The sequence below is a fragment of the Amycolatopsis sp. NPDC005961 genome (assembly GCF_040629235.1).
Lineage (GTDB): Bacteria > Actinomycetota > Actinomycetes > Mycobacteriales > Pseudonocardiaceae > Amycolatopsis > Amycolatopsis camponoti.
The window spans coordinates 1-10589 of the sequence record NZ_JBEXVF010000135.1 but is presented as its reverse complement, the minus strand read 5'-3'; the positions used below and the strand labels follow the sequence as shown (position 1 = coordinate 10589).

General features: G+C 72.9%; 11 protein-coding genes. 9 read left to right on the top strand and 2 right to left on the bottom strand.

The features are described 5' to 3' along the window. Window positions 1-323: 323 nt before the first annotated feature. From bioD to ABZ342_RS48335, 5 genes are all read left to right on the top strand, one after another. A complete protein-coding gene (gene bioD, locus ABZ342_RS48355; protein ID WP_360488693.1) occupies window positions 324-1049 on the top strand; it encodes a dethiobiotin synthase in 726 nt (241 codons plus the stop codon). Between the two features lie 72 nt (window positions 1050-1121). Continuing rightward, the gene (gene bioB / locus ABZ342_RS48350; protein WP_360488690.1) at window positions 1122-2135 is read left to right on the top strand and encodes a biotin synthase BioB; all 1014 of its coding nucleotides are present in this window, start codon (window positions 1122-1124) and stop codon (window positions 2133-2135) included. Then, a complete protein-coding gene (locus tag ABZ342_RS48345; protein WP_155541933.1) occupies window positions 2122-2325 on the top strand; it encodes a hypothetical protein in 204 nt (67 codons plus the stop codon). The genes bioB and ABZ342_RS48345 overlap by 14 nt, the downstream gene beginning before the upstream one ends. Before the next feature lie 108 nt (window positions 2326-2433). Further along, window positions 2434-3030 (top strand): DUF2567 domain-containing protein, encoded by a 597-nt coding sequence (locus ABZ342_RS48340; RefSeq protein WP_155541934.1) that lies wholly within the window; start codon window positions 2434-2436, stop codon window positions 3028-3030. 45 nt (window positions 3031-3075) lie between these two features. Beyond that, complete coding sequence (locus tag ABZ342_RS48335) at window positions 3076-4170, top strand: M48 family metallopeptidase (RefSeq protein ID WP_360488686.1); 1095 nt, start codon at window positions 3076-3078, stop codon at window positions 4168-4170. Window positions 4171-4305: 135 nt separating this feature from the next. Here the strand turns inward: ABZ342_RS48335 and ABZ342_RS48330 are convergent, their stop codons facing one another. Continuing rightward, on the bottom strand, window positions 4306-5022 hold the full coding sequence (locus ABZ342_RS48330; RefSeq protein WP_360488683.1) for an LON peptidase substrate-binding domain-containing protein: 717 nt from the start codon (window positions 5020-5022) through the stop codon (window positions 4306-4308). A 41-nt stretch (window positions 5023-5063) separates the two neighbouring features. After that, window positions 5064-5696 (bottom strand): NUDIX domain-containing protein, encoded by a 633-nt coding sequence (locus tag ABZ342_RS48325; RefSeq protein ID WP_360488680.1) that lies wholly within the window; start codon window positions 5694-5696, stop codon window positions 5064-5066. Between the two features lie 111 nt (window positions 5697-5807). Here ABZ342_RS48325 and nadA point away from each other — a divergent pair, with 111 nt between their 5' ends. The 4 genes from nadA to ABZ342_RS48305 all read left to right on the top strand — a co-directional run. Next, window positions 5808-6821 (top strand): quinolinate synthase NadA, encoded by a 1014-nt coding sequence (nadA, locus tag ABZ342_RS48320; RefSeq protein ID WP_360488677.1) that lies wholly within the window; start codon window positions 5808-5810, stop codon window positions 6819-6821. Continuing rightward, window positions 6818-8461: an L-aspartate oxidase gene (locus ABZ342_RS48315; RefSeq protein WP_360488674.1), complete on the top strand. Its 1644-nt coding sequence runs from the start codon at window positions 6818-6820 to the stop codon at window positions 8459-8461. The genes nadA and ABZ342_RS48315 overlap by 4 nt, the downstream gene beginning before the upstream one ends. Then, entirely contained in the window at window positions 8458-9351 is an 894-nt protein-coding gene (gene nadC, locus ABZ342_RS48310) for a carboxylating nicotinate-nucleotide diphosphorylase (RefSeq protein ID WP_360488671.1), read from the top strand. The genes ABZ342_RS48315 and nadC overlap by 4 nt, the downstream gene beginning before the upstream one ends. Before the next feature lie 86 nt (window positions 9352-9437). Continuing rightward, window positions 9438-10589: S8 family serine peptidase (locus ABZ342_RS48305; protein WP_360488696.1), on the top strand; the 1152-nt coding region annotated here is incomplete at its 3' end.

The following is a 10589-nucleotide window of genomic DNA, read 5'->3' as shown; positions in this document are numbered from 1 at the left end:
GGGCTCGTTCGGGCCCGGCCCGCGCCTCGCGGCCCGCGGGAGTCGCCGGTTGATTTGGTTCGTCTCGCCATGCGGCGGGTCAGGGGTGATCTGCGGCACCGGCCCCGGCCGGTGCGCGGTCAACGCGGTCGGCATCCTCGCCGCCCGCGTTCGGCACGCGCCGCGTCTCGGTCGGAGATTCGTCGTCCGGGCTCGCGTTCGGACCACCTCCCACCGTCCGCACGCCCGAACCCCGCCCCGACCAGGGAACCTTCCCCAGTCACCCCCGCTCATCCGGTGCCCGCGGTGCGCACCCCCGCCCCGGGTCACTAAGTTGATGGTCCGTGACCATGCTGGTGATGACGGGGACCGGGACCGGGGTCGGCAAGACGATCACCACGGCGGCCATCGCCGCCCTGGCGGTGGCCGGCGGGCAGCGCGTCGCCGTCCTGAAACCCGCGCAGACCGGCGTCGGGCCCGATGAGCCCGGTGACCTCGCCGATGTGCGGCGCCTGGCCGGCCGGGACGTCACCACCCGGGAACTCCGGCGCTACCCCGACCCGTTGTCGCCGGAGGCCGCCGCGCGGCGCAGTGGCCTTCCGTCGCTCGATCCCGGGGAGATCGCGCGGGCCGCTTCCGACCTCGACACCGGGCACGACCTCACCCTGATCGAAGGCGCCGGCGGCCTGCTCGTGCGCTTCGACCAGCGTGGGTCCAGCCTGGCCGACGTCGCGTGGTCGCTCGGCTCGCTCGTGATCGTCGTCGCCGAGGCCGGCCTCGGCACGCTCAACGCCACCGCGCTCACCGCCGAGGTCGCCACGAAGCGCGGCCTGACCGTCGCCGGGGTCATCATCGGCTCGTGGCCCGCCGAACCGGACCTCGCCGCGCTGTCCAACCTCGAAGACCTGCCGGTCGCGGCGGGGGCGCCGCTGCTCGGCGCGCTGCCGGCCGGGCTCGGCGACGCGTCGCCCGAGGAGTTCCTGTCCGCCGCCCGGGCCGGGCTTTCGCCGTGGTTCGGCGGCGAGTTCGACCCCGAGCTGTTCGCAGGGTGCGCTTCCGCCGGGAAGTGACCTGCGTCGCTGTCGTCCCGGCGTGCCGTCGGGCACGATGAGGGACGCTTCCACCACGACCAAGGAGACGCCGTGACCGCAGTCCCGGACACCGATGTCCTCGCCTACGCGCGCGAGCACGTCCTCGAAAACGGCGTCGGCCTGGGCGAAGCCGAAGTCCTGGAGGTGCTGCGGCTGCCCGACGAGCGGCTGCCGGACCTCCTCGCCCTGGCGCACGACGTGCGGATGCGCTGGTGCGGCCCGGAGGTCGAGGTCGAGGGCATCATCAGCCTCAAGACCGGCGGCTGCCCGGAAGACTGCCACTTCTGCTCCCAGTCCGGCCGCTTCCCGACGCCGGTGCGCTCGGCCTGGCTGGACATCCCGAACCTGGTCAAGGCCGCCCGGCAGACCGCCGAGACCGGCGCGACGGAGTTCTGCATCGTCGCCGCCGTCCGCGGTCCGGACCAGCGGCTGCTCTCGCAGGTGCGCGAGGGCGTGAAGGCGATCCGCGCCGACGGCAACGACATCCAGATCGCCTGCTCGCTCGGCATGCTCACGCAGGAGCAGGTCGACGAGCTCGTCGATATGGGCGTGCACCGCTACAACCACAACCTCGAGACGGCGCGCTCGCACTTCCCGGCCGTCGTCACCACCCACACGTGGGAAGAGCGCGCGGACACCCTCCGGATGGTCGCGAAGGCGGGCATGGAGGTCTGCTGCGGCGGCATCATCGGCATGGGGGAGACGGTCGAGCAGCGCGCGGAGTTCGCGGTGCAGCTGGCCGAGCTGAGCCCGCACGAGGTGCCGATGAACTTCCTGATCCCGCAGCCGGGCACGCCGTACGAGCACTACGAGATCGTCGAGGGCAAGGACGCGCTGCGGACGGTCGCGGCGTTCCGGCTCGCGATGCCGCGCACGATGCTGCGCTTCGCCGGCGGCCGCGAGCTGACGCTCGGCGACCTCGGTGCGGAGCAGGGCATGCTCGGCGGCATCAACGCCATCATCGTCGGCAACTACCTGACCAACCTGGGCCGCCCGGCTTCGGCGGACCTCGAAATGCTCGACGAGCTCAAGATGCCCATCAAGGCGCTCAGTGACAGTCTCTGACGCCGCTTTCTGCGTCCACTGTGGACAGCAGTCGGCCGGCGGGGCGGACCACCCGGCGTGCCACAACCCGAGGACGGCGCTGGAGCCGCCGCGCTACTGCACGTTCTGCGCGCGGCGGCTGGTGGTCCAGGTGAGCCCGCTGGGGTGGACGGCGAAGTGCAGCCGCCACGGGGAGACGGCGAGCGGCTGACGCGATCGGGTCCGGCCGCTTTCCGCGCCGCGACACGACCGGCGGCTCACCGTCGCCACGCACCGACCGGTTACCCTCGGTCGCATCAGGTAGCAGGAGGGAGTCCGGGTGAGTGAGTCGTCGGGGCCCGCACACCGGCCGTCGGCCGTGGCCGGTCCGTGGTCGGTGCCCGTGCTGTTCCGGGAGCGGCGGCCGCGGGTCGTCGTCAAGGCCGACCTGCTGCCCGCCGTGAGCGTGCTCGGCACCCTCAGCCTGCTGAGCTTCCCGCTCGCCTTCGCGTGGTCCCGCCTCGCGCCGCCGGAGCGCGTGCGCATCATCGGCACCGACGGCACCCAGGGCGCCCTCGAACTGGAGAGCTGGCACCGCTTCGACGACCTCGCCGTCTTCGGGCTCATGACGCTCGGGCTGGGGATCGTGGTCGGCGTCGTCGTCTGGCTGCTGCGCGAGCGGCGCGGGCCGGTCGTGTTCCTCGCCGCGGTCCTCGGTGTCGCCCTCGCGAGCGCCCTGGCCATGCTGCTCGGCGTCGGCTGGGCGAACAGCCACTACGCGATCGCCGCGCCGCCCGCGCTCGGCTCGGTGATCGAGCTGGCGCCGCGCCTGGAGTCGTGGTGGGTGCTGCTCACCGGCCCGCTCGGCGTGACGCTGGTCTACAGCCTGCTCGCCACCTGGAACGGCCGCGACGACCTCGGCCGCCGTCTCGGCTGACCCGGTCTCCCCCTAAGCTGGCTCCCTCGAATCACAGGGGGTTCAGTGACTGAAGACATCGAGGTTTCCCGGCACCACGCCGTCCGCTTCCCGGGCATCAGCCCGCGCGCCTACGAGCACCCGGTGGACCGCGGCGCGCTCGCGACGTTGCGCGCGGTGCCCGGGTTCGCCCAGGTCGTCAAGGCCGTTTCGGGGTTCTACAACGAGCGTGGCGAGCGGCTGATGGCGCTCGCGTCGTCGATCCGCGTCGGGCCGAAGCAGTACCCGGAGCTCGACCGGCTGCGGCACGAGTGCGCCGAGACGCTGGACCTGCCCGCCGTGCCGAACGTGTTCGTCTACCAGGACCCGCGCGTGCAGGCGTCGGCCGTCGGGATGGACGAGCCGTTCATCCGGATCAGCACCGGGCTCGTCGAGCTGATGGGCCACGAGTCGCTGCGGTTCGTGCTCGGGCACGAGATGGGGCACGTGCTGTCCGGGCACACCGTCTACCGCACGATCATGGTGCGCCTGATCAGCCTGCAGATGTCGCTGTCGTGGACGCCGGTCAGCGCGCTCGGGATCCGCGCGATCATCGCGGCGCTGCGCGAGTGGTACCGCAAGGCCGAGCTGTCGTGCGACCGCGCCGGGCTGCTGTGCGGCCAGGACCCGACGGCCGCGCTGCGCGCCCAGATCCAGATCGCGGGCGGCATCGATCCTTCCCGCATCGACATCCCGTCGTTCCTGCAGCAGGCGGCCGAGTACGAGTCGGTCGAAGACATCCGCGACAGCTTCCTCAAGCTCAAGTTCGTCGAGACCGAGACGCACCCGTTCGCGGTGGTTCGCGCGGCGCAGCTGCAGAAGTGGGCGGCGTCGGAGGAGTACCGGGCGATCTTGGGGGGCGACTACCCGCGCCGGGACGACGATGCGCCGACGTCCGACTGGAAGGACGATCTGAAGTCGGCCGCCAAGTCGTACAAGGACTCTTGGAGCACGTCGGCCGATCCGCTGACGAAGGTGTTCAGCGATGTCGGCGAAGCGGTTTCCAGCACGGCGGGGAAGGTGTGGAACAAGTTCGGGAACGGCTCCGGGAACGGGAACGGCTCCGGGAACGGGAACGGCTCTGGCTCCGGGAACGGCTCTGGTTCCGGCTCCGGGGAGTGACTGTCCCCAGGGTGACGCGGTTGTGGACAACTTTGGCGGAATTCCGCTTCGCGGCGGGTTCCGTCGGGGGGCGCCGATAGACTGGACCGGGGTCAGCCCCCAGGGATGGGTGGGGCCTTGTCTGTGGGGCGGGGGTCAGTTCAAGCTGGCCGGCTTGCCGAGGTCGGTGAGCTCGCCCGGGGGCAGCGGCACCGCGCCCAGTGTGTCGAGGAACCCCGCCTCCCGGATCAGGAGCCGGCAGGCGATGCGGAGCCTGCGCAGCGGGTGGCGTTCCTCCAGCAGGCGCTGGCGGTCTTCCAGTGGCAGCAGGCAGTCCGCGGCCAGCTGGTAGGCCAGCTCGGCCAGTTCGGTGTCCGCCTCCGGGGCGTTCCAGTCGTCGCTGCGCCACGCCGTTTCGCAGTAGCGGCGGTGCGCCGTGCGGGCTACCACCGCGAGGCGTTCGGCCATGTCGCCCGAAGGCGCCACCGGGTCGTCGTCGACCCACTCCACCGACGCGATCATGTAAGGCGCCGACACGCAGTCGAGGTCGGTCAGGCGGAAGCGGCGCTGGGCCTGCGTCACGACGTCGAACCGGCCGTCCGGTAGGCGCTTCGCCTCGCGCAGCACCGTGCTGCAGCCGATTTCGTACAGCTGGTCCAGACCACGGACCTCGCGGGTCAGGGAGGACCGCAGGGCCACCACGCCGAACTCGCGGCCCGGCACCGTGCCGCTGACGAGGTCGGCCGTCAGCTGCCGGTAACGCGGTTCGAAGATGTGCAGCGGTAGCTTGGTCCCCGGGAGCAGAACCGTCTGCAGCGGGAACAACGGCAGCAAGGTCGTCGTCGCGTCGCTTTCCGATTCCGGCTCTGTCACGGGCTCCACGGTAAGGGGAGAACGCCTCCGCCGCAGGATGGTCACCGGTTCGGCGGCTTGAACACCGCGAACGGATCGGTGATCTGCATGCCCTTGCCGGCGAAGGAGAACAACGCCGCCGGACGCCCGCCGGCGCGGCCCGGCGGGGCCGTGTGACCAGTGGGAACCAGCAGCCCGCGCCGCGAAAGCACCCGCTGCAGGTTGGTCGCCGAGACGCGGTAGCCCAGCGCCGCCGAATACAGCCCGCGCAGCGCGGAGATCGTGAACTCGTCGGGCGCGAGCGCGAACCCGAGGTTGGTGTAGGAGAGCTTCGAGCGCAGCCGGTCGCGGGCGCGCAGCACGATCGCCTCGTGGTCGAACGCCGTACGCGGCAGCTTCGCGACGTCGTGCCACTCGGTGTCCTCGGGCACCTCGGGGTCGGCGTCGGAGGGGACCAGCGCGAGGAACGCCGTCGCGACCACGCGCGGGCCGGGGACCCGGTGCGGGTCGCTGAACACCGCGAGCTGCTCGACGTGCTCGATCCGGCGCACGTCGACCTTCTCCTTGAGCTGGCGCCGGATCGACGTCTCGACGTCCTCGTCGGGCCGCAGCCGCCCGCCCGGCAGCGACCAGCGGCCGAGGTGCGGGTCGAGCGCGCGGCGCCACAGCAGGACCCGCAGTGTGTCCGAGCGCACTTGAAGGACCGCTCCCAAAACCTCGTGGGCGAGGGGGGCCTGGGTGTTAAGATGACTTCGCACGGTTTTCGATTATAAGGCGAAAACCGGAGACAGGTCCAGGAGGGCCCGATGACCAGCACGTTGGTTCCGGAAGGTCTCATCCCGTTCGGCGGGGTCGAGGCGAACGCGGCGTGGGCCGAGGAGGTGCGGCGCCTGGCGAAGCAGCGCGACGCGGTCCTGCTCGCGCACAACTACCAGGTCCCGGAGATCCAGGACATCGCCGACCACACGGGCGACTCCCTCGCGCTCAGCCGCATCGCGGCGAGCAGCGACGCCTCCACCATCGTCTTCTGCGGCGTGCACTTCATGGCCGAGACGGCGAAGATCCTCGCCCCGGAGAAGACCGTCCTGATCCCGGACGCGCGGGCCGGCTGCTCGTTGGCCGACTCCATCACCGGCGCCGAGCTGCGCGCCTGGAAGGCCGAGCACCCCGGTGCGGTGGTCGTCTCCTACGTCAACACCACGGCCGAGGTGAAGGCCGAGACGGACATCTGCTGCACGTCATCGAACGCGGTGGACGTCGTCGCCTCCATCCCCGCTGACCAGGAGGTTCTCTTCCTGCCGGACCAGTTCCTCGGCGCGCACGTCAAGCGCGTGACCGGCCGGGAGAACATGCACATCTGGGCCGGGGAGTGCCACGTCCACGCCGGGATCAACGGCGCCGAGCTGGCCGAGCGCGCGGCCGAGAACCCGAGCGCCGACCTGTTCATCCACCCCGAATGCGGCTGCGCGACGTCGGCGCTCTACCTGGCCGGCGAGGGGGCCGTGGCGCCGGAGCGGGTCAAGATCCTCTCGACCGGCGACATGGTCCACGAGGCCCGCGACACGAAGGCCAAGACCGTCCTGGTGGCCACCGAGATCGGCATGATCCACCAGCTCCGCAAGGCCGCGCCGGGCATCGACTTCCGCGCGGTGAACGACCGCGCGTCCTGCCGGTACATGAAGATGATCACCCCGGCGGCGCTGCTGCGCTGCCTGCGTGACGGTCTCGACGAGGTCCACGTCGACCTCGAAACCGCGGCCCGCGCCAAGGCGTCGGTGCAGCGGATGATCGAGATCGGGCAGCCGGGCGGCGGAGAATGACCACCCCGGTTAATGATTCACAGGCGAAAACCCCGGTCTGGGAAGCTCGCGCGGACCTCGTCGTGATCGGCAGCGGTGTCGCGGGGCTGACCGCGGCGTTGCGCGCGCAGGCCCTCGGGCTGCACGTCCTGGTGATCACCAAGGCGGCGGTCGAGGACGGCAACACGCGCTGGGCCCAGGGCGGCGTCGCCGTGGTGCTGGCCGAGGAACACGACCTCGACGATTCGGTCGCGAAGCACGCGGAGGACACCTTCACCGCGGGCGCCGGGCTGGTCGACGAGGCCGCCGCCCGCTCGATCCTCGACGGCGGCCCGGCCGCGGTCGCCCGGCTGCGGGCCGACGGCGCGACGTTCGACTCCGCGGGTGACGGCCTGCTGGCCCGGACCCGCGAGGGGGGGCACAGCGCGTTCCGCGTCATCCACGCGGGCGGCGACGCCACCGGCGCCGAGGTCGAACGCGCCCTGGTCGCGCAGGCCGGGCAGGCGCGGGTGCCGGTGCTGGAGCACCACATCGCCGTCGACGCGCTGCGCACGCCGGGCGGGCGGGTCGCGGGCGTCACCGTGCTCGACCGGAACGGCGTCCCCGGTGTCGTCCGCGCGCCGGCCGTGCTGCTGGCCAGCGGCGGGATCGGGCAGCTCTACCAGGCGACGTCGAACCCGGAGATCGCCACCGGCGACGGGCTCGCGCTCGCGCTGCGGGCGGGGGCGACCGTGGCGGACATCGAGTTCGTCCAGTTCCACCCGACCGTCCTGTACACCCCGGGCGCGCGGGGACGCTGCCCGCTGGTCACCGAGGCCGTCCGCGGCGAGGGCGCGACGCTGGTCGACGGCGCCGGGCAGCCGGTCATGGCGGGCGTGCACCCGCTCGGCGACCTGGCTCCCCGCGACGTCGTCTCGGCGGCGATCACGAGGCGGATGGGCCTGGCGCCCGGCGGGGTCGACGACCACGTCTTCCTCGACGCGACCGGGATCGCCGGGTTCGCCCAGCGGTTCCCGACGGTGTTCGCGGCGTGCGCGGCGCTGGGGCTCGACCCGGCGTCGGACCCGATCCCGGTGACGCCCGCGGCGCACTTCTCGTGCGGTGGCGTGGTGACCACTGTGGACGGACGCTCGTCGGTGCCCGGGCTGTACGCCGCGGGCGAAGTCGCGCGGACCGGGTTGCACGGCGCGAACCGCTTGGCCTCCAACAGCTTGCTCGAAGGCCTGGTCGTCGGGCAGCGCGTCGCCGAGGCCGTCGCGGCGGACCTCGCGGCCGGGCTGCTGGCCGACCCTTCGCGGGGGCGGCTGCCTTCGTGGACGACCGCGCCGGCCGCGTCGCGGGACTCGCTGCAGCGCGTGATGAGCCGGTACGCGGCCATCGGCCGGGACGCCGACGGCCTGGCGGCGGCGGTTTCCGTGCTCGACCTGTCGGCACAGGACAGTCCCTTGTGGACGCACGCCGCGGTCGAGGACGCGGCGCTGACGGTGGTGGCGCAGGCGTTGCTCGCCGCGGCCGTCCGGCGCACCGAGTCGCGCGGCTGCCACGTGCGGACCGACTTCCCCTCGCTCGACGACGGCTGGCGGCGCAGTCAGCTCATCCGGCTCAGCCCGTCCGGTCAGCCGGTGCTGGCCGACCCGATCCCCCTGGAGGGCGTGGCATGACTTTCCCGATCTCCGAACCGGTCCTGAAGCTGATCGCCGCTTCCGGCCTCGACGTCGAGGACGTGACGCGGGTGGTTTCCACGGCGCTGGGCGAGGACCTGCGGTACGGCCCGGACGCGACGACGGCGTCGACGGTGCCCGCCGAAGCGATCGCGGTGGCCGAGCTGACCCCGCGCGCCGACGGCGTCGTGGCCGGGCTGCCGGTCGCGCTGGCCGTGTTCGACATGGTGCTGGGCTCTTCGTACGAAGTGCTGGCCGGGCGTGAAGACGGCGACCGGCTGGTCGCGGGGGAGCCCGCGCTGGTGCTGCGCGGTCCCGTGCGCGGGCTGCTCACGGCCGAGCGCACGGCGCTGAACCTGCTGTGCCACCTCTCCGGCGTCGCGACCGCGACCGCCGCCTGGGTGTCCGAAGTGGACGGTACCGGCTGCGCGATCCGCGACTCCCGCAAGACGTTGCCGGGGCTGCGGTTGCTGCAGAAGTACGCCGTCCGGTGCGGCGGCGGGGTCAACCACCGGCTCGGGCTGGGCGACGCGGTCCTGATCAAGGACAACCACGTCGTCGCCGCGGGTTCGGTGACCGCGGCGCTCGCCGCCGCCCGGGCGCACGCGCCGGAGCTGGCGTGCGAGGTGGAGGTCGATACGCTCGCCCAGCTGGAGGAGGCGCTGGCCGCGGCGGCGGACGAGGTGCTGCTGGACAACTTCACGCCGGAGCAGTGCCGGCAGGCGGTGGCGCGCCGCGACGAGGTTTCCCCCAAGACGCGGCTGGAATCCTCTGGTGGCCTCACCCTCGACCGTGGTAAGGCCTACGCCGAGTCCGGTGTGGACTATCTGTCGGTGGGCGGGCTGACCCACTCTTCGCCGGCGCTGGATCTGGGCATGGACCTTCGCTGAACGGTGTTTCGCGCGTAGACTGACGGTGGCGGAAGTCCTTTTCCGTCACCGTCTTTCGTTCGGGGGTTGGGGTGCGGTTACCGGCGGTGCTCGCGGTGGCGGGTCTCGTGGCGCTGGGGTTGCCCGCGTCCGCCGTCGCCGCTCCCGAAGGGCAGTGCGCCAACCCTTCCGGCACGTACACCGGCGAAGTCCCATGGGGGCAGCGCCTGGTCGACCCGGCGCGGCTCTGGCCGCTGACCCGCGGCGCCGGCCAGCTGGTGGCCGTGATCGGCACCGGCGTCGACGGGCAGAACGCGCAGTTCGCGCCCGGCCAGCTCGAAGGCGGAAACGGCACCGAGCGCTCGGACTGCGACGGCCGCGGCACGATCGCGGCCGGGATCGTCGGCGCGCAACCGGACGCGTCGACGACGTTCGCCGGCGTCGCGCCCGGCGCGCACCTGCTGCCGATCCGGTACACCGAAGGCTCGGGCTCGTCGGCGGCCGACGGCGGCGCGGGTGACCCGGGCGCGCTGGCCGACGCGATCGACACGGCGGTGGACCGGCAGGCGAGCGTGATCCTGATCGCGGTGCCCGCGGCGTTCGACAGCCCGGCGTTGTCCGGCGCGGTCGCGCGGGCGCGTTCTGCCGGCGCAGTCGTGGTTTCGGCGGCGTCGGCGACCCAGCAGGGCGCGCGGTCGTACCCGACGGCGACGCCCGGGGTGCTGTCCGTCGGGTCGGTGAACCCCGCGGGCGAGCCGGTGCAGACGGAAGCGGGGGACTACGTCGGCGTCGCCGCGCCGGGAGCGGAGCTGGTCAGCACGTCGGCGGGAGCGGGCGGCGCGGTGGCGCACCGCTGGCCGGTGACCGACCCGGGACTGGCGGCGGCGTACGTCGCCGGCGTCGCGGCGCTGGTCCGCGCGTACCACCCGGACCTGACCGGCGACCAGGTCGTCACCCGGCTCGAGCTGACGGCGCACCGCGCCCCCTCGGGGCGCCACGACGCGCGGCTGGGCTGGGGAGTGCTGGACGCGTACGCGGCGGTGTCCTCGACGTTGCCGGCCGACGTCCCGCCCCCGGGCGCGGTTCCCGCGTCGGGTTCGGCCCCGGCGGTGGTCCCGGCGGCGGCACCCGCGCGTCCGACGTCCGACGTCGCGGCGGGCACGATCGCCCTGGCCGGCGTGGCCGGTCGTCCGGAACGCCGGCCTGCTGACCGAAAGCGCGCCGGTCGTCCTGCTGGCGGATCCGTCCCAGATCGGAAG

What these genes read in the sequence shown, in the direction of transcription:
- ABZ342_RS48315 (WP_360488674.1), top strand. Translation starts at nt 6,818, where the DNA reads ATGACCACCCCGGTTAATGATTCACAGGCGAAAACCCCGGTCTGGGAA.
- nadC (WP_360488671.1), top strand. Translation starts at nt 8,458, where the DNA reads ATGACTTTCCCGATCTCCGAACCGGTCCTGAAGCTGATCGCCGCTTCC.
- nadA (WP_360488677.1), top strand. Translation starts at nt 5,808, where the DNA reads ATGACCAGCACGTTGGTTCCGGAAGGTCTCATCCCGTTCGGCGGGGTC.